Source organism: Sphingopyxis sp. LC363, assembly GCF_000756385.1.
Classification (GTDB): domain Bacteria; phylum Pseudomonadota; class Alphaproteobacteria; order Sphingomonadales; family Sphingomonadaceae; genus Sphingopyxis.
On record NZ_JNFC01000034.1, the window covers coordinates 148,968 to 166,885 of the forward strand.

Here is a 17,918-nt window from a genome sequence, read left to right on the forward strand (position 1 = left end):
AGCGCGGGGCCAAAGGAAAGGCCCGCCATCCGGTGGATGACGGGCCTTGAGACCAGATAATAGGTGACCAGACCTATCTCATGACACTTCAGCAGACGCAGCGCGGCACCGGCTTGCGTTTCGGTTTCCATTTTTTCTTCGCGACATAGCGTTTCCGCACCGGCACATTTTCATAATAGGTGCGCGTCGAGGTCTCGACCGTCTCGGTCACGACCGGCGCGCCGTTGATGATCGTCGTGACGACAACGCCCGGCGTATAATAGCCGTAGCCATAGCCGTAACCGCCGTGATGGTAGGTGGTTAAATAGCCGCCGGGATAATAACCGCCTTGATAATAGCCACCCTGATAGCGGGCGCTGCGGCTCGACCACCATTGTTCGCATTTCTTCCGGTCCGCGGCGCTGCCGATCGCCGACCCGGCGAGCGCGCCGACCCCGGCGCCGATCAGCGTGCCCGCGGTGCGGTCGCCGCGGCCGGCAATGCGGTTGCCGGCGATACCCCCCACGAGCCCGCCGACAACCGCGCCGCCCACTGTGCCCCCCCGGCCACAGCGGCGTTCCATTTCCGCTTCGTAACGCGGGTCATACCCGCCACTATAATATGGATCATAAGCGGGCGGCGGCGGATAGCCGGCGCCATGGCCTTCGATCGTGCCCTCGTAGCGCCCTTCGTAGACGCGTCCGTCGGGCGCTTCATAGGTGCCGTCCCACGTGCCGCTCCAGCGGCCCTCGGCATCATAGGTGCCGTTCACGGTGCGATAGTCGACCTCGCTCGGCACGCGGTCGGGATAGCCGGTGTAGACGCGCGTATCGGGATCGGCGGGAACGCCATAGTCGAGTGCGGGCTGTTCGGCGCGGGCATGACCCGCCAGCAACAGCGACCCCGCGGCCAATCCCAACAACACGAACGTGCGCATGACTTGCTCCCTGTTCCCTCGGCCCGAACCGATTGGTTAACAGCTTGTTAGCAAAAATGGCGTGTGTTCGCGATTCCGTTAACCGTGAAGTTTATGTCCCGATTTGGGGCGGGTTTAGCTTGCGAGCGAAGCCGCGATGCGCGCCACCAGCGCTTCGGCGCCCGCCTGGTCGGCGGCGGTGAAGCGCGCGGGGGTCGGGCTGTCGAGGTCGAGCACGCCGACCAGCCGGTCGTCCGCGATCACCGGCACGACGAGTTCGCTGCGGCTGTCGGCGTCGCACGCGATATGGCCGGGGAAGGTGTGGACATCGTCGACGCGCTGGGTGGCGCGCAGCCGCGCGGCGGCACCGCACACGCCCTTGTCGAGCGCGATGCGGATGCACGCCGCCTTGCCCTGGAACGGGCCGAGCACGAGTTCGCTGCCGTCGAAGCGGTAGAAGCCCGCCCAGTTGAGGTCGGGGATCGCCTGCCAGATCAGCGCCGCGACATTTGCCATATTGGCGATGCCGTCGCGCTCGCCCGCGACGAGCGACGCGGCGGCGTCGCCCGCCTCGGCCCATAATTCGGCGGGATCGGTGGCCGAGAAGGAGAGGGCGTAGGACATTATTCGACGTTCAGCCCGGTCCATTTCGCCGCAAAGGCATATTTGTCGGCCGCTTCGGCGATGATCTTGTCGGTCGGCTTGCCGCTGCCGTGGCCGGCGCGGGTTTCGACGCGGATCAGATGCGGCTTGTCGCCCGCATCGGCGTGCTGGAGCGCGGCGGTATATTTGAAGCTGTGCCCCGGCACGACGCGGTCGTCGGTATCTGCGGTCGTCACCAGCACCGCCGGATAGGCCGTTCCGTCCTTGATATTATGATAGGGCGAATAGGCGAGCAGATTCTTGAAATCACCTTCCTTTGACGGATAGCCATAATCGTCGACCCAATAGCGGCCGGCGGTGAAGCGGTCGAAGCGCAGCATGTCCATCACCCCGACCGCGGGCAGCGCCGCGGCGAACAGGTCGGGGCGCTGGTTGGTCACCGCGCCGACGAGCAGGCCGCCGTTCGACCCGCCCTCGATTGCGATCTGGCCCTTGCCCGCGATGCCTTCGGCGATCAGATATTCGCCCGCGGCGATGAAATCGTCGAAGACATTCTGCTTCTTGTCGAGGCGCCCGGCGTCGTGCCACGCCTTGCCATATTCGCCGCCGCCGCGCAGATTCGCGATCGCGAGAACGCCGCCCTTGTCGACCCAGGCGAGCCGCGTCGGCGAGAAGGCCGGGGTCAACGACACGTTGAAACCGCCATAGCCATAAAGCAGCGTCGGCGATCCCTTGCTGCGATCGAGGCCCTTTTTCATCACGACGAACATCGGCACGTCGGTGCCGTCCTTCGACTTGTAGAAACGCTGTTCGACGGTGAAGTCGGCGGGCTTGAAGGTCAGCTTGGGCTCGGCGAAAATCTCGCTCTTCCCGGTCTGTGTGTCGAAACGATAGATCGTCGTCGGGCGCGCATAGCTCGAAAAGGCGTAGAAGGTTTCGGGATCGCTCGACTTGCCGCCGAAGCCCGATGCCGAACCGATGTCGGCGAGATTGATGTTGGCGATCGGCTTGCCGTCGAGCGCGACCATCCGCGCCTCCGACTTCGCATCGCCGAGATAGGAGAGAATGATGCGATTGCCGACGCGCGATGCGCCGACCAGCGTCGCCTCATTCTCGCCGACGATCTGCGTCAGTTCGCCGGGCTTCTTGACGTCGAAAGACACGATCCGTCCGCGCGGCGCGTCCTTGTTGGTGAGGAAGGTGAAGCGCGTGCCCGCGTTGGTCACATATTCCCAATTGTTCGCATAATCGTCGACGAGGGTGATCGGCTTCGCGCCGGGCTTGCCCGCCGGATACAGCGTCAGGCCATAGCGTTCGTCGGTGCCTTCGGACGAGACGACGAGCAGATATTTGCCGTCGTCGGTGACGATCGCGCTGTTGTTGAGCTTGGGCTTGTCGGGGGTCGCGTGGATCAGCACATCCTCGCTTTGCGGTGTACCGAGCTTGTGGAAATAGACGCTGTGATTCTCGTTCAAGGACTGGAAGGCCTCGCCTTCCTCTGGTTCGGGGAAGCGCGAATAATAAAAGCCGCTGCCGTCCTTCGCCCAGTCGAGCGCCGAGAATTTCACCCAGCGGATCATGTCGGGCAGGTCGCTCCCGGTCGCGACGTCCATCACCCGCACGACGCGCCAGTCGGTGCCGCCGTCCTGCACAGAATAGAGGAGATATTTGCCGTCTTCCGACGGGCTCCATTCGGCGAGCGCGGTTGCGCCGTCCTTGGTCCACAGGTTCGGATCGATCAGCACGCGGCCTTCGCCCTTCAGCCCTTCGCGCACATAGAGCACCGACTGCGGCTGCAGCCCGTCGTTGCGGCTGTAGAAATAGCGGCTTCCGGCCTTGGTCGGCAGGCCGAAGCGTTCGTAATCGTAAAGCTCGGTCATCCGGGCCTTGAACGCGTCGCGGCCAGGCAGCGTGTCGAGATAGGCGTCGGTCACCTCGTTCTGCGCCGCTACCCAGTCGGCGACCTTCGGATTGACGCGGACGTCGTCTTCAAGCCAGCGATAGGGATCGGCGACGTCGACGCCGAATTGGGGGTCGACCGTGTCGCCGCGCAGGGTGTCGGGATAGGCGAGCGCCGCGGCGGGGGCCGATGCCGCCGCCGCCTCGGCCGCTCCTTCAGCCGCTTGGGCCGCCGCCGGCGTCATGGCTACCGGAGTCATCAGGGCAACCAGCGCGAGCGGGGCGGACAGGCTTTTACGGGACATGGCAAGGCGACCTCATTGGTTGGGAAATTATCGTGCGCCTGTATGTAAGGATCGGCAAGGGGCGGACAAGGGATTTAGTGCGCGTCACGCCGGTTCGAGCGATCCGCGATAGGCGACGATCAACCCGGTGAGCGGCGTAGCGATTTCGACGTCGAAACGAAAACGGTCGCCGGTTTCGGTTTCGAAACTCGCCCCATAGGGCATCAGCCAGCGCGGCATTGGCAGGCCGAAAGCCGACCAGCGCCGCGGGACCAGATGGAGCCGGTCCCGCTCGACGACTAGTGCCATCGCAAACGACAGCACCCCGAAGCGTTCGACCAGCAGATATTCGTTCCGGCCGGTGCCGCGCGATTGGTGCGACGAAAAGCGCTTGCCGGCGAAATCGCGGGTCCAGCGTTCGCCGCCGGTTTCGGGGTCGAACGCGACGCTGAGGGGGGCTCGCTCAGCCGCTTTCGGAAAGCGCATCGTTGCGGCCGCGATCCGTGCGAGCAGGCCCGTGCCGCGGCGGACTTCGGCATGGCCCTGCCACCGGCGCGCGGCCTTGCTGCCGTGAAGCTCCCTCAGCCGCGGTGGCAGCGTGTCGAAAGCGGAGCCGAGAATCCGGCGATAAAGCGGCGCGTCGGGCTCTTCGCTGCGAAAGCCGGTGTGGATCGAGCGGCCATCGAACAGCGCATCATAATCCGCCAGCGTCAGCGCATCGACGCTCGACCGCGCACCGGCGGGGGGACGGTTACCGGCGAGCCATTTGCGGACGATCGCCTCGATCGCCATCGACGGAATATAGGGGCCGTCGTCACCCTCGGCCAAAAGATGCCAACTGCGCTCGACCGCCCGGCCGTCCGCGATGCCCCGGGCGTGCACAAACATGCCGCCGCGATGCTCGCCGAAGCGCATCCGGTTGAGCACGGCATAGAAGAGGCGCGAGAATGGCTGGAACGACGGCAGGCGTAAGCGCCTGCGGGCTTTGGCGAGCAGGTTCAGGATGCGGTGCAAAATCTCGGGCACCGGCCCCGCGCCCATCCAGATATCGGCCATCGCCGGATAGGCGCGCGGCAAAAGCTGGAGGTCGGGAACATCGACGAGCGAGAAGTGAATATTGCGTAGCGGCAAACGGCCGGGCACCGCGACCGTGAAGCGCATGCTTTCGGCGAGGCCGATGCCGTGCGTGTCGCGTCCGCCGCGGCGCAGCTTCACCGGCGCGCCGGCGTAGCCGACGACCGCGCGCATGACGTTGAGGCCGATGCCGGCAAAAGGCGACGGCGCGATACCCCCCTCGACGCTGCGAATATCCATCGTCTGCGCCATTTCGCGCAGCACCGCGCCGGTCAGCGCGGGGAAGCTGCTGACACCCGACAGAACAAAGACGCCCGCCGCTTTGGCCGCGGCGTCGAAGCGATCGATCCCGAAGACGAAATCGGCACCATCGGCAAAGTCGAGATAGTCGATGCCTGCCGCGATGCACGCCTCGACGACATGGTAACGACCGGCGCCATAGTCCTGGAACGGGCCCGAGGCGTCGACGACGAGTTCGGGCGCGAAGCGTCGAAGGGCATCGGCGATGTCGCGCCGGTCCAGCGCGCAGGGAACCACACGCGGCTTGCCTTGGTAGCGGACGCAGAAGGTTTCGGCGCGGGCGGGGTCGCGGCCGCAGACCAACAATTCGAGATCGGGGCGATCGGCCAGCAATTCGGCGAGCCGCCCGCCGAAGACGCCATAGCCGCCCAGAATCAAGATCTTCTTCGTCACAATATGCGGTCCCTATATTCGGGCGGGGCGATCCAGCAGCTTTGGCGTTTGCCGAAGAAGCGGTATCGGTTGCGCGCGATCCAGCGATAGACACGATCGCGGAGCGCGGCGGGGATCAGACGCAAGACGCCCGCGAGCGCCCATGGGAAGCCGAGCCCTTGATAGATGCCGAGGATGGCATCGCTGTCGCGCCGTACCCGCCCGTCCTCGACGAGGAGGAGCGTCGTCGGATCGTCGGGGTCGACGCCATTGTGGCGGCAGATCGCGGCGCCGGCGACGCTTTGGACCGAGGCGAGCCGGAACCGTGCCGCCTTGTCGTGGCGCAGAATGAAGCGGGCGTTCGCCGAACAGAGGATGCATTCGGCGTCGAACAGGATGACCGGACCGTCAGCCATCGCGAAACAGGGCGTGCTGATTGAGGAGCTCGCCAAAGCGCGGGTGGGTCACCTTGAGGTCGAAGGCGAAGCGGCCGGTGCCCAGATGCTGGTGCGTCACGATTGTGATTCCCGGCGTCAGCCAGCGCGGAAGGCGGAGGCGGAGGCGGCCGAACTGCCAGAAATAATGGTCGGACGTGAAGATCAGCGCGTCGGCCTCGGCATGCACGCTCAGCGCCATGCCGAAACCGCCGCCGATATGCTCCTCGAGCCCCGTCGGGCCGGCGAAGCTTTTGGCGCTGTGGATCACCTGCGGATGCCCGCTCCCGCGCCCATAGAGGCGCGACCAGCATTGGCCGCCGTTCGTCCGATCCTCGCTCACCGCGACCGCTGCGGGAGCAGGGCCGCTCGGTGCAAGCGGCAGCGGCGCACCGATCGGGCGGCAGAATTGCGCGAGCAGCCAGCCCGCGCGGGACAGGCGCGTCCAGACGATCTCGCCGCTGTAGGTCGCGACCGCGGCGCCCGTCAGACGCTTGCTGAAACGGCGGCGAATGTCTTCGGGGAGCGCGTCCCATGCGGCGTGCGCGACGAGGCGGCGAAAGCGATAATCGTAGAGCGTATCCTCGTCGCCCTGCACGACAGGCGCTTCGACGGGTCTTTTCGCCGTGCCCCGCACCGCCCGCCTCCTATCCCGCGTCCTTGCCCTTGCCCGGGCGCCAGTTGATCAGCTTCGTCACGCCGGCGCCCAATTTGATCAGCCGCATCAGCGCCGGTTTGGGTACGCTCAGCATCTCGTCGTGCCAGCGGCCCATCGTCGTCACGAAATCGAGCATGGCGGCGAGCCGCGCCTTGGCATCGCTGCTCAATTGCGGGTCGTGCGCGGCACGCGCGACGCAGGCCTTGAGCGCCGCCTCGGCGGGATCGACCTCGCGCGCCTTGCGCCCCGCGGCGATGCGCGTGACCATTTCCCATATATCTTTCTCGGCTGTGAAATGGTCGCGCCGGGCGCCGAGCAGGGGGACGCGCTCGATCAGCCGCCATCCGAGGAGTTCCTTGATCGAATTGGAAACGTTCGAGCGTGCGAGCCCGAGCATCTCGGCAATCTCCTCGGCGTGGAGCGGACGGTCGGAAATAAAGAGCAGCGCATGAATCTGCGCCACCGAGCGGTTGACGCCCCATTGCCCGCCGAGATTGCCCCAATGAAGGATGAACTCGGTCGCGGCGGGGGACAGTTTTGAGGAGTATTCTTCAATTTCTGTCATAACAGAAATATCGGACACGAGCGATTCTGAGTCAAGCGGGTTTCGCGGCGATCCGCATGGTCCGGTTTCGACCGGAAGCGGACGTACAGATCCTCCCCATCGCTTCGCGATAGGGAGGAGCTTAAGGCCACGCCTCACTCCAAAACAGTCGCGCCGTATCCCGCCGCGGCTATACGGAAGCTGGACAAAACGCCGGGACGGCGACCGTGCCCGGATCGCCGCCCCGGCTATCGGGGGCCTGCAACAAGGGCCCGCAGATTATTTGCGGATCGAACTGACCTGGATGTTCTGGTCGCGCGTGGCGCCGGCGATTGCCAGATCGGCCTGTGCAGAGGCGACGCGGCGGGTGTCGCGGCGGCATTCGCGCACCTCATTCTTTCCTTCGATGTCATAATCGGGCGCAGTTCCGCACACCGTAACCACGGCGCGCCAGATCCGGCGGTCGAGCGTCTTGGCGCCCGCCTCGGTCCTGAGGTCGAGATCGCGGTGTGCGACGGCGACGCTTGGATTTGCGGAGGTGGTCTGCGCCGATGCTGGTTGGCCGGCCGATACGGCGGCGAAGGCGGCGAGGATCATAAGCTTTTTCATCTTGTGTCTCCATCGTCCGGCTCGGGGAGGAGGGGAGGAAGCCGGTCAGATGAAAATAAGCGATCGTCCGGCGTGAAAGGAGCAACGATGTTGCCGAGACATTCTGCAAAATTGCAGAATGAGGCCCGGGCGATTATGACGCACAAGGCGTCATGTATGATTGGAACGACCTCAAGGCCTTTCTGGCGGTGGCGGAAACGGGCAGCACCCTGTCCGCCGCGCAGGCGCTGCGCGTCAGCCAGACGACCGTTGCCCGGCGCATCGCCGCGCTGGAGGCGGCGACAAGTCTCAACCTGTTCGAGCGGCGGCAGGCGGGCTACGCGCTGACCCCCGTCGGCGAAGCGATGCTGGCGAGCGCGATTGCGGTTCGCGATGCCGCCAACCGCTTCGGCGAAGCGGCGGGCGCGCGGTCGCGCGATGCGGGTGGGACGGTCAGCCTGACGACGATGGAAATCTTTGCGGTGACGATCCTGCCGCCGATCCTCCGCGACCTGCGCGCCGCGCATCCGGCGATCCATATCCATCTCGACACGTCGGACGAGCCGCGCGATCTTGCCGCCGGCGCCGCCGACATCGCGATCCGCAGCAGCAAGCAGCCGACCGGCGCGGGCCTCGTCGGGCGGCGCATCGCCGACAATCCCTGGACGGTTTATTGCAGCCGCGACTATGCCGACCGGCATGGTATTCCGCACACGCGCGACGAACTCGCCGCCCATCCCTTCATCGGCGGTGGCGGCGGGGTGTGGGAGCCCTATCAGGCTTGGCTGCGCCAATATGGGCTCGAGGAGTCGGTCGTGATGCGATACGACACGGCGTCGGGCTTGCTCGCCGGGGTTCGGGCGGGAATGGGCCTCACCGTCCTGCCAGCCTTCCTCGCCGATCGCGAAGCCGACCTGATCCGCTGCCTCCCGCCGAAAAGCGAAGATAGTACGGGGCTGTGGCTGCTGACGCACGAACGGCTGCGCCATGTTCCGCGGGTGCGGCTGGTTCTCGACTTTCTTGCGACCGAACTCGCGAAGCTGGGACGGGGCTAGGCCGCATCAGCGCAGCTGGGCGCACCCCAGCGCCGCCGCATCGATCGCCGTAGCCGCGCCGCGCAGGCGATAGGTATCGGCGATGGCTCTGCCCGTCGCGGTGCCGCTCTCGACGCTCATGCTCGGCGCCGAGCGCATCGCCGCGACGATCGCCGCGTCCATGCGCGCGTCGCTCGCCCAGCCGTGCGCGCCGTTGCCGGTCAGGATGAAGCGCCGGCTGCCGATCGTCAGCCGCAGCTCGCGGTCGGGCGCGCGCGCTTTCGACAGGCGGACATAGAATTGGCCGCGGATGCGCGATTTCGGCCAATAACCGACGCTGGCATAGGCCTTGACCCGAGGCGTGCCGATCGTCGCAGCGGGCGCGGCGATGGCATAGCAGCGCGGCGTCGCGGGATCGCGGAATGCGCCCCAGCCGTCGAAAATGCCGAGCGCCACCGGCGGCGCAGCGAGCGCCGACGCGGGCGCCATCATCGCTATCAGGAAAAGAAAGGCGCGCCGAAGCATCGCGTCTCGTTCGCGCGATTGGGGCCGCTTTGCAAGCATGGCTTGCGCCCGCCGGCGCGTGCGTTAAGGAAGGTGGACATTTTCAGGGGCCAGAATCGGGGCGCGAATCGCCTCCGACGGTCTGTCCCTCAGGGACTTTTCCCGCGGAAAGCACAGGGATGGCGATTTAGAATGAAAGCGACGATCGAACGCGCAGTGTTGTTGAAGAGCCTCGGCCACGTCCAGTCGGTGGTCGAACGGCGCAACACGATCCCGATCCTCTCGAATGTCCTGATCGAAGCCGACGCATCGGGTCAACTGAAGCTGATGGCCACCGACCTCGACCTGCAGGTGGTCGAGACGATCGCGGCGAAGGTCGAAACGCCGGGCACGACGACGGTGTCGGCGCACACGCTGTTCGAAATCGCGCGCAAGCTGCCCGAAGGCTCCGAGGTCAGCCTGGCCGCCGCCGAGGGCAAGATGCAGGTCAAGGCCGGCCGGTCGAACTTCAATCTGCCGACGCTGCCGCGCGACGACTTCCCGGTGATCGCCGAGGGCGACCTGCCGACCAATTTCGAGCTGCCCGTCGCCGAGCTCATCCAGATCATCGACAAGACGCGCTTCGCGATCTCGACCGAGGAAACGCGCTATTATCTGAACGGCATCTTCTTCCACGTCGCCGAGGATGCGACGGGGCCGGTGCTGAAGGCGGCGGCGACCGACGGCCACCGCCTCGCGCGCTATACCGTCACGCGCCCCGACGGCGCCGCGTCGATGCCCGACGTCATCGTGCCGCGCAAATGCGTCGGCGAGATCCGCAAGCTGCTCGACGAAGCCGAGGGCAATGTCGAAATCAGCCTCTCGGCGAGCAAGATCCGTTTCCAGCTCGGTCATGCGGTGCTGACCTCGAAGCTGATCGACGGCACCTTCCCCGATTATAGCCGCGTGATCCCGACTGCGAATGACAAGCTGCTCAAGGTCGATCCGAAGAGCCTGTTCCAGGGCGTCGACCGCGTGTCGACGATCGCGAGTGAAAAGACGCGCGCGGTCAAGGTCGGGCTCGACAAGGATCGCATCACGCTGAGCGTGACCAGCCCCGAGAATGGCACCGCGGCCGAAGAACTCGCGGCGGGTTATGACAGCGATGCGATGGAGATCGGCTTCAACGCGCGCTACCTCAGCGACATATTGGGGCAGGTCGATGGCGACAACGTCGAACTGCACCTTGCCGACGCCAACGCGCCGACACTGATCCGCGAAAGCGAGAAGAGCCCAGCGCTTTATGTGCTGATGCCGATGCGGGTGTAGTCTGGCGTCGCCCCCGCGAAGGCGGGGGCCGCTGGCGCGTGGTCAGATTTCATTGAATCGTCATCCCGGCGAAGGCCGGGATCTCGTCGTCTCGGCCTAACGCACCGGCGAGATCCCGGCCTTCGCCGGGATGACGAAGTAGGGAGGGCGCTGCTTCAGCCCAACCCGATTATTCTCTGGATTGTTCGCTTCGCTCCCAATGACGGCACAATGGTTCGGTGATCAACCCGCCTTCGCAACCCGCCAGATGACGCCGCCGGTATCGTCGGCGACCAGCGCGCTGCCATCCTTCGCGACCTTGACGTCGGCGGGTCGGCCACGGGTGGTTTCGCCGTCCTTGCCGAGGAACTGGTCGAGCAGGGTGATCGGCAGGGCGTTGACCGGCTTGCCGTTCGCGCCGAACTTGACGAACACCACGTCGTAACCCGTTACGGGTTCGCGGTTCCACGATCCGTGGCGGGCGATCAGCGCGCCGTTCGTCCAGCGTTCGCCGAGGTCGAGGCCGTCGGTAAAGGTCATGCCGAGCGGCGCGGTGTGTGCGCCGAGACCATATTCCGGGCGCTTCACATATTGGCGGCGATCTTCCGCCTCGGGCTCGACGCGCGGGTCGATGAAGCCGCCCCAATAATACCAGGGCCAGCCATAGAAATCGCCCTCGTCGAGGTCGGTCAGATAATCGGGGACGAGGTCGCTGCCGAGCATGTCGCGTTCGTTGACGACGGTCCACAGCCGGTCGGAACCGGGGTAGAAGGCGAGGCCGACGGGGTTGCGGATGCCCGCGGCAAAGGTGCGCATATATTTGTTCTCGGGCCGCACCTCGAGCACGCTTGCGCGGCGGAACTCGCGGTTCATGCCCGCCTCGCCAATGTTCGAATCTGCGCCGACGCCGATATAGAGCCAGCCATTGGGCGCCGCGACGAGGCTCTTGGTCCAGTGGCGGTTGGTGCCTTTCGCGGGCAGATCGACGACCTTCACCGGTTTGCCGCTCATCTTGGTCTCGCCCTCGACATAGGGAAAGGCGAGCAGCGCGTCGGTGTTCGCGACATAGAGCGTGCCCTCGACCAGCGCCATGCCATAGGGGGAGTTGAGGCCGGTGATATAGGCGGTCTTCACCTCGGCCTTGCCGTCGCCGTCGGCATCGCGGAGCAGGGTGATGCGGTTCGCCGACGGACGGCGTCCCGCGCCGCCCTTGCCCATCAGGCTCTTCATCACCGCGCCCTGCACGCCGCCGTCCTTGCGCGGCGGGCTCTGCGATTCGGCGGCGAGCACATCGCCATTGGGCAGCACCAGCATCGTGCGCGGATGGTCGAGACCCTCGGCAAAGCGCGCGACCGTCAGTCCTTGCGCGGCGCGCGGCGCCTGGCCCGCGGGCCAGCTCGTCGCCTCGGGCACGTTGATCGTCGGAAATGTCTCGGTGCGCTGCGAGGCCATCACCGGCACCCGGCCGCTGAGTTCGGCGGTCGAGAAGCGCGCCACATCGGGCCGCGACATGACATAAAGCGTGATGCCGCCGGCGATCAGCAGGACCAGCAGGGCGAGGGCGGCATATTTCAGGATCTTGCGCATGGCGTCTTGTCTACACGGGCGGCGCGCGGCGTCAAAGGGATAGCGCGCGCGGACGAATGGTTAACCGGCAAGGGCTGGCGATTAACCTTACCTGTCCGTTCATCACGGTTGGGAACGGCGCGGTGAGGTGCGGCGCGTAGGAGAAGGGTTCGAGTAACGGACCAGGAACCGATGCACCTGCCAGCCCCCTTTCTTGCCGATCGTGCCGCGGTCGAGGATGCCCATGCGCTGATCACCCTGCATGGCGAGGAAGCCGGTTTCGCGGCCGCCGCGCGCGCCGAGCAATATCGCGCGCTTGGCAATCATCTCCATTTCGCGCGCTGGCGCCAGATCGAGAGGCTGATTACCTATTTGTCGGTCGAGGATATCCTCGACACGGTGCATTAGACCTTACAGCCGCAGGCCCGCGGTCTCGGGCAAGCCCGCCATGATGTTGAGGTTCTGGACGCACGCGCCGCTCGCGCCCTTGCCCAGATTGTCGAGCCGTGCGACGAGCCGGGCCTGGCTGGCGTCTGCATTCGCAAATACGAACAATTCGATGCGATCGTCGCCGGGGTCGGACGCGCGGAGCAGCATTTCGCCGCTTTCGGGCGCGGCGCCCATGACGACGATCGGGCTTGTGCCGTAAAAGTTCGCAAGCGCGGCGCGGAGCGCGTCGGGCGCTGCGGCGGTCGGCATCGCGTTCAGCGGCAGCGGCACCTCGACGACCATGCCCCGATGCGTGGGGATCACGGCAGGCGAGAAAAGCGGGCCGATCGACAGCCCGCACCGCGCCTGCATTTCGGGCACATGCTTGTGGCCGAGCGCCAGCGCATAGCCGCGCCATGCGATGTCGCGGTCCTGTTCGAACCGTTCGATCAAGGCCTTGCCGCCGCCCGAATAGCCGCTGACCGCATGGCAGATATAGGGCCAGTCGGCGGGCAGCAGGTCCGCGCGCACCAGCGGGGCGACGAGCGCGATGAAGCCGGTCGAATAGCAACCGGGGTTCGACACGCGCGCTGCGGCGGCGACGGCGTCATGGCCGCTGACTTCGGGAAAGCCATAGACCCAGCCCGGCGCGATGCGATGCGCGGTCGATGCGTCGATGACGCGGCTGCGGTCATTGCCGATCATCGCCACCGCTTCGCGCGCGGCGTCGTCGGGCAGGCAGAGGATGACGAAATCGGCATCGTTCAGCGCCTCGCGCCGCGCGGCGGCATCCTTGCGGCGCGCCTCATCCAGCGTGATCAGCGAAAATTCGCTTCGCCCCGCAAGGCGCTCGGCGATTTCGAGGCCCGTCGTACCCGCCGCGCCGTCGATGAAAACCGTCTGTGTCATATGTTATCGCAGTCTTTTATATCCGCTCACCGGCGGATCATGATCCTTTGCAGCCGAACGCGCGATGACGTCGGCCAGCGGTTCGGCCTTCACCGCCATCCATCGTCGGCTGGCGTGGATGATGTTCTTGTCGTCGGCCATGATGCCGACATGGCCGGGGAAGAAGACCAGGTCGCCGCGCGCGAGCGCCGCCGGATCGACATCCTTGTCGGGGCCGAGGGCGGCAAGCTGGAGGTCGCTGTCGCGCGGGAGCTGGACGCCCGCGGCACCCCACACGAGCTGGACGAGGCCCGAGCAGTCGATTCCCTTCGCAGTGCGTCCGCCCCAAAGATAAGGGACGTCGATCATCTGTTCAGCCAGTTCGGCGGGGTCGCTGTCCCCGGTCACCACTTCGACCAGCGCCGCGAGCGGCAGATAGCCGTGCGAGGTTGCGAGCCATTCGCCCTCGACCTCGCCCATCACCAGCGCCCCCCGCGGCAGGACGGCGGGGCCGCCGCTCGCGGCGTCGGGCGCGCTGTGGAGCATCGCTTCGATCATTTCGACGCGGTGCGTCGGCGCGATCGGCGCGGCGAGCGCTTCGGCGGCGAGGTAGCCGACATAATGGTCGGCGAGGCAATAGCCCCAGGCCCAGCCGCCGGTGAGGTCGAGCAGGGCAAAACCCTCGCCGAACAGCAACTCGCTCGTCTGGTCGGCATCGACCGACGGCGATGCGCGCAGCGCCGCGGCCGGGAGGACGCCGCTGCGCATCATCGGCGCCGCATAATGCGGCGCGAAATGCGTGCCGGCGACGGCGATATCGGCGAGGTCGGGACGGATCGCGACGACGCGCGGATCGAAATGCTGCGACGTTCCGGTCAAACCGAACCGGTCACGGCCTGCGCCCGCAGCGCCGGGACGTCCCATACGCACGCGATTTGCCGCTGAATGTTCGCCGCTATCTGCTGTCACTTGCCGTCCTGTTGAAACCCGAGGTCCGCCGGGCGCGGACAATCGCGGGCCATTAGACCAGCAGGGCCTGCATTATCAAGAATGATCAGCTTTTGACGCGCCGGTCGTAGCGCGCCTGGAGCATCGCCCATGCCGCGCGCAACCCCAGCGCCGCGCCGCCCTTGGGCCGGCCGGGCTTGGCCGAGGGACGCCAGGCGAAGGTATCGAGATGCGCCCAAACGGTGGCTTCGGGGACGAAGCGTTTCAGGAACAGCGCGGCGGTGATCGAGCCGGCGAAGGGCGAACTGCCCGCATTGCCGAGGTCGGCGATGTCGGTTTCGAGCAGGTCGGCATAGCCGTCCCACAATGGCATGCGCCACAGGGGATCGTCGCGCTCGATCCCGCCCGCGAGCATCGCTTCGGCCAGATCGTCGTCGTTCGCGAACAGCGGCGGCAGGTCGGGGCCGAGCGCGACGCGCGCCGCGCCGGTCAGCGTCGCGAAATCGACGATCAACTCGGGATTGCCTTCGCCGGCCTTGGCGAGCGCGTCGCCGAGCACAAGCCGGCCTTCGGCATCGGTGTTGCCGATCTCGACCGTCAGCCCCTTGCGGCTCTTCAGCACGTCGCCGGGGCGGAAGGCGTCGGACGAGATGGCATTTTCGGCGGCCGCGACGAGGCAGTGGAGGCGCACCGGCAGCCCGCTCGCCATCACTAGTTCGGCGAGCGCGAGCACATGCGCGGCGCCGCCCATGTCCTTCTTCATCAGCCGCATTCCCGCCGCGGGTTTGATGTCGAGCCCGCCGCTGTCGAAACTGATCCCCTTACCGACGAGCGCGATGCGCGGATGATCCTCCTTGCCCCACTCGATCTCGATCAGCCGCGGCGCGTGATGCTTCGCCGCGGCGCGGCCGACCGCGTGGATCATCGGATAGCCCTGTTCGAGCGCCTCGCCCTTGGTGACGGAGAGCTTGCCGCCATGCGTCTTGGCGATGCGCTCGGCCGCCTTCTCGATCGCGGCGGGCCCCATGTCGGCGGCGGGCGTGTTGACGAGGTCGCGGACGAGCGCGACCGCGCGCATTTCGGCAACCAGCGGCGCGATCGCGCCGACGTCGGTCGTCAGCAGGACGCGCGGGCCTTTGGTGGACGGCTTCGATTTATAGGCGTCGAAACGATACTGCCCGCTCATCCAGCCGAACAGCGCCTTGCCCGGCTGCTGGCCTTCGAGCCGGTAGCGGCCCTCGGGCAAAATCTGCCCCAGCTTCGCGAGGCACCAGGCCGACAGGCTCGCGACATCGGCGACGGTGGTGACGACGGCCCATTTTTCGGGATCGTCGCCGGGCAGGATCGCGTGGACGAACGCGTCGGGCTTGAAGCCCACCGCCGCCAGATGCGCGCGTTCGCGCGCGCTGCGGCCTTTCAGCCATTCGTCATAGCCCTTCTTGTCGACGAGATGGATGGTGCGGGCATCCTGTCCCTTGTCGGGCTGGATCAGGTCGGAATAGTCGGTCATGCGGGCCGTGCTAGGCCGCCGTGGATATTTTGTCGATTCCCGGCGTTATGTCCGCATGATGACCGACCCACATTGGCGAAACGCCATCCCGATCCTTGTCGGCGCGCTGTTGCTGGCGGGCTGTTCCGAAGAAAAGCCGACCAAAGCGGAAAAGGTCGCCGCGGCATCGGTGCCCGGCGCACCGCCCGAGGCCGCTGCCGACGAAGCAGCGAAGGGCGCGGCGGCGTCGAACGTCAGCGAAAACACCGACCTCATCGAATTCGCATACGCCTATCCCGCCGACGCCGCGCGGATTCCCGAACTGGCGAAAATGCTCGACAAGGACCGGGCAACGAAACGCGAGGCGCTGATCGCGGCGGCGCGGCGCGACAAGGAAGCAGCGGAAAAGGAGGGCTTCCCCTATCGCAAGCATAGCCACCTTCAGACTTGGCAGCGCGTCACCAGTACCCCGCGCTTTCTCAGCCTGTCGGCGGAGATCGGAACCTATTCGGGCGGCGCGCACGGCATGCAGACATTCGACACGCTGATCTGGGATCGTAATCGGCGCAAGCGGATGAAGCCGGTCGACCTGTTCGAAAGCAGCGCGGCGTTCGACTCGGCGATCCGCGACGGCTTCTGCGCCGGGATCAAACGCGCGAAGGCGGCGAAGGGGATCGAGGAAGCGCCCGACAGCGTTTTCGCCAAATGTCCACCGGCGTCGGCGCAGACATTGTGGCTCGGCTCGTCCGACGGGCGCTATCTCGACCGGCTGACGATCGCGATCGCGCCTTATGAAATCGGCGCCTATGCCGAGGGTAGCTACAAGATCAATGTCCCGATGACCGGCGCGCTCGTCAAGGTCGTGAAAGACGAGTTCGCGCGCGACTTTCTCCCTATCAACTGAACAAGGACAAGCCATGGCGAAGCAGCCCAAAGCCGGCAAGGTCGGCGAAAGCACGAAGGAAAAGAAGGGCAAGCGAAGCGCGGCGGCGAAGCTGCGCCGCGACGTGGGCAGCGGCAAGACGATCGCCAAGCCGCCGTCCGACCGCGAAGCCGACCTCGATCGTGCGCCGAAATGGCAGCCGCGCTATCCGGGATCGGGGCGCCTTGACGGCAAGGTGGCGATCGTGACGGGCGGCGACAGCGGCATCGGCCGCGCGGTTTGCGCGCTGTTTGCGCGCGAGGGCGCCGACGTCGCCGTCGTCTACCTCGAGAACAGCGCCGATGCCGTCGAAACCGCCGCGATCGTCGAGGCCGAAGGGCGGCGCGCGATCGCGATCAAGGCCGATGTGGGCAAGCCGAAGGCGGGCGAAAAGATCGTCGCGCAGACGGTCGAGAAACTCGGCCGCCTCGACATACTCGTCAACAACGCCGGCGAACAGCATCCGGCGGCGGATATCCGCGACATCAGCGAGGATCAGCTGCAACAGACCTTCGCCACCAATATCTTCGGCATGTTCTATCTGGTGCAGGCGGCGCTGCCGCATCTCAAAAAAGGTTCGGCGATCGTCAATTGCACCAGCGTCACGATGTATCAGGGGTCGAAAGGCCTGCTCGATTACAGCGCCACCAAAGGTGCGATCACCGCCTTCACCCGTTCGTTGAGCGAAAATCTGATCGACAAGGGCATTCGCGTAAACGGCGTCGCGCCCGGCCCGATCTGGACCCCGCTCAACCCGCGCGGCGGTGCGCCCGCCGAAAAGGTCGCGACCTTTGGCGAGGCCACGCCGATGAAACGGCCGGGTGAGCCCAATGAGGTCGCGCCCTGCTTCCTGTTCCTCGCCTGCGACGACAGTAGCTATATGTCGGGTCAGGTGCTGCATCCCAACGGCGGCACAATCGTTAATGGCTAGCGGGGCGGCAAAGGAGAAACGCCATGCCAGCCAAATCTAAAGCGCAACAAAAGGCCGCCGGTGCCGCGCTCAGCGCCAAACGCGGCGACACGCCCAAGTCAAAGCTCAAGGGCGCGTCGAAACAGATGGTCGACAGCATGACCGAAAAACAGCTCGAGGATTTCGCCAAGGGCTCGACCAAAGGCAAGCCCGAGCACGTCGATTAGGACCGATCGGGTCCGCCGATTTCACGTCGCCCCCGCGAAGGAGTGAAGGGCCGGATTGTCCCC

19 protein-coding genes are annotated in these 17,918 nt (G+C 66.0%); 6 read left to right on the forward strand and 13 right to left on the reverse strand.

Annotated elements, in window-relative coordinates:
- Window positions 1-88: 88 nt before the first annotated feature.
- The 8 genes from FG95_RS13570 to FG95_RS13605 all read right to left on the reverse strand — a co-directional run bounded on the left by FG95_RS13570 (window position 89) and on the right by FG95_RS13605 (window position 7,672).
- On the reverse strand, window positions 89-916 hold the full coding sequence (locus tag FG95_RS13570) for a glycine zipper 2TM domain-containing protein (protein ID WP_037556527.1): 828 nt from the start codon (window positions 914-916) through the stop codon (window positions 89-91).
- Between the two features lie 114 nt (window positions 917-1,030).
- Window positions 1,031-1,519 (reverse strand): GAF domain-containing protein, encoded by a 489-nt coding sequence (locus tag FG95_RS13575; protein ID WP_037556528.1) that lies wholly within the window; start codon window positions 1,517-1,519, stop codon window positions 1,031-1,033.
- On the reverse strand, window positions 1,519-3,702 hold the full coding sequence (locus FG95_RS13580; RefSeq protein ID WP_037556529.1) for a prolyl oligopeptidase family serine peptidase: 2,184 nt from the start codon (window positions 3,700-3,702) through the stop codon (window positions 1,519-1,521). The genes FG95_RS13575 and FG95_RS13580 overlap by 1 nt, the downstream gene beginning before the upstream one ends.
- An 84-nt stretch (window positions 3,703-3,786) precedes the next feature.
- Entirely contained in the window at window positions 3,787-5,448 is a 1,662-nt protein-coding gene (locus FG95_RS13585; protein ID WP_037556530.1) for an SDR family oxidoreductase, read from the reverse strand.
- Complete coding sequence (locus FG95_RS13590; protein WP_037556531.1) at window positions 5,445-5,843, reverse strand: thiol-disulfide oxidoreductase DCC family protein; 399 nt, start codon at window positions 5,841-5,843, stop codon at window positions 5,445-5,447. The genes FG95_RS13585 and FG95_RS13590 overlap by 4 nt, the downstream gene beginning before the upstream one ends.
- Window positions 5,836-6,498 carry a DUF4166 domain-containing protein gene (locus FG95_RS13595; RefSeq protein ID WP_037556532.1) on the reverse strand — a complete coding sequence of 221 codons (663 nt, stop codon included), beginning with the start codon at window positions 6,496-6,498 and terminating at the stop codon, window positions 5,836-5,838. Before FG95_RS13595 ends, FG95_RS13590 begins: the two co-directional genes overlap by 8 nt.
- Window positions 6,499-6,508: 10 nt before the next feature.
- Complete coding sequence (locus tag FG95_RS13600) at window positions 6,509-7,084, reverse strand: GbsR/MarR family transcriptional regulator (protein ID WP_037556533.1); 576 nt, start codon at window positions 7,082-7,084, stop codon at window positions 6,509-6,511.
- 258 nt (window positions 7,085-7,342) lie between these two features.
- Window positions 7,343-7,672 (reverse strand): UrcA family protein, encoded by a 330-nt coding sequence (locus FG95_RS13605; protein WP_037556534.1) that lies wholly within the window; start codon window positions 7,670-7,672, stop codon window positions 7,343-7,345.
- 152 nt (window positions 7,673-7,824) lie between these two features.
- On the opposite strand from FG95_RS13605, the gene FG95_RS13610 reads away from it, so the two are divergent.
- On the forward strand, window positions 7,825-8,706 hold the full coding sequence (locus FG95_RS13610) for a LysR family transcriptional regulator (RefSeq protein WP_037556536.1): 882 nt from the start codon (window positions 7,825-7,827) through the stop codon (window positions 8,704-8,706).
- 6 nt (window positions 8,707-8,712) lie between these two features.
- Here FG95_RS13610 and FG95_RS13615 read toward each other — a convergent pair whose 3' ends face one another.
- Window positions 8,713-9,210, reverse strand: coding sequence for a hypothetical protein (locus FG95_RS13615; protein WP_037556654.1), 498 nt, complete (start codon window positions 9,208-9,210; stop codon window positions 8,713-8,715).
- A gap of 171 nt (window positions 9,211-9,381) precedes the next feature.
- Between FG95_RS13615 and dnaN the strand changes: the two genes are divergently transcribed.
- Complete coding sequence (gene dnaN, locus FG95_RS13620) at window positions 9,382-10,497, forward strand: DNA polymerase III subunit beta (protein WP_037556538.1); 1,116 nt, start codon at window positions 9,382-9,384, stop codon at window positions 10,495-10,497.
- A 222-nt stretch (window positions 10,498-10,719) separates the two neighbouring features.
- On the opposite strand, the gene FG95_RS13625 is transcribed toward dnaN, so the two are convergent.
- Window positions 10,720-12,063, reverse strand: coding sequence for a PQQ-dependent sugar dehydrogenase (locus tag FG95_RS13625; protein WP_037556539.1), 1,344 nt, complete (start codon window positions 12,061-12,063; stop codon window positions 10,720-10,722).
- A 171-nt stretch (window positions 12,064-12,234) separates the two neighbouring features.
- Between FG95_RS13625 and FG95_RS13630 the strand changes: the two genes are divergently transcribed.
- Window positions 12,235-12,450: a hypothetical protein gene (locus tag FG95_RS13630; RefSeq protein WP_037556540.1), complete on the forward strand. Its 216-nt coding sequence runs from the start codon at window positions 12,235-12,237 to the stop codon at window positions 12,448-12,450.
- A 3-nt stretch (window positions 12,451-12,453) separates the two neighbouring features.
- Here the strand turns inward: FG95_RS13630 and argC are convergent, their stop codons facing one another.
- The 3 genes from argC to FG95_RS13645 form a co-directional block, all read right to left on the reverse strand.
- Window positions 12,454-13,380: an N-acetyl-gamma-glutamyl-phosphate reductase gene (gene argC, locus FG95_RS13635; RefSeq protein WP_037556541.1), complete on the reverse strand. Its 927-nt coding sequence runs from the start codon at window positions 13,378-13,380 to the stop codon at window positions 12,454-12,456.
- Between the two features lie 3 nt (window positions 13,381-13,383).
- Window positions 13,384-14,283, reverse strand: coding sequence for a C40 family peptidase (locus FG95_RS13640; RefSeq protein WP_037556542.1), 900 nt, complete (start codon window positions 14,281-14,283; stop codon window positions 13,384-13,386).
- A 130-nt stretch (window positions 14,284-14,413) separates the two neighbouring features.
- The gene (locus FG95_RS13645; protein WP_037556543.1) at window positions 14,414-15,817 is read right to left on the reverse strand and encodes a leucyl aminopeptidase family protein; all 1,404 of its coding nucleotides are present in this window, start codon (window positions 15,815-15,817) and stop codon (window positions 14,414-14,416) included.
- A gap of 55 nt (window positions 15,818-15,872) precedes the next feature.
- Here FG95_RS13645 and FG95_RS13650 point away from each other — a divergent pair, with 55 nt between their 5' ends.
- The 3 genes from FG95_RS13650 to FG95_RS13660 are packed head-to-tail and all read left to right on the forward strand — an operon-like array spanning window position 15,873 to window position 17,855.
- Window positions 15,873-16,700: a DUF4163 domain-containing protein gene (locus FG95_RS13650; protein ID WP_037556544.1), complete on the forward strand. Its 828-nt coding sequence runs from the start codon at window positions 15,873-15,875 to the stop codon at window positions 16,698-16,700.
- Between the two features lie 13 nt (window positions 16,701-16,713).
- Window positions 16,714-17,649 carry an SDR family oxidoreductase gene (locus FG95_RS13655; protein WP_081933150.1) on the forward strand — a complete coding sequence of 312 codons (936 nt, stop codon included), beginning with the start codon at window positions 16,714-16,716 and terminating at the stop codon, window positions 17,647-17,649.
- A 23-nt stretch (window positions 17,650-17,672) separates the two neighbouring features.
- Entirely contained in the window at window positions 17,673-17,855 is a 183-nt protein-coding gene (locus FG95_RS13660) for a DUF3008 family protein (protein WP_037556545.1), read from the forward strand.
- Window positions 17,856-17,918 lie beyond the last annotated feature (63 nt).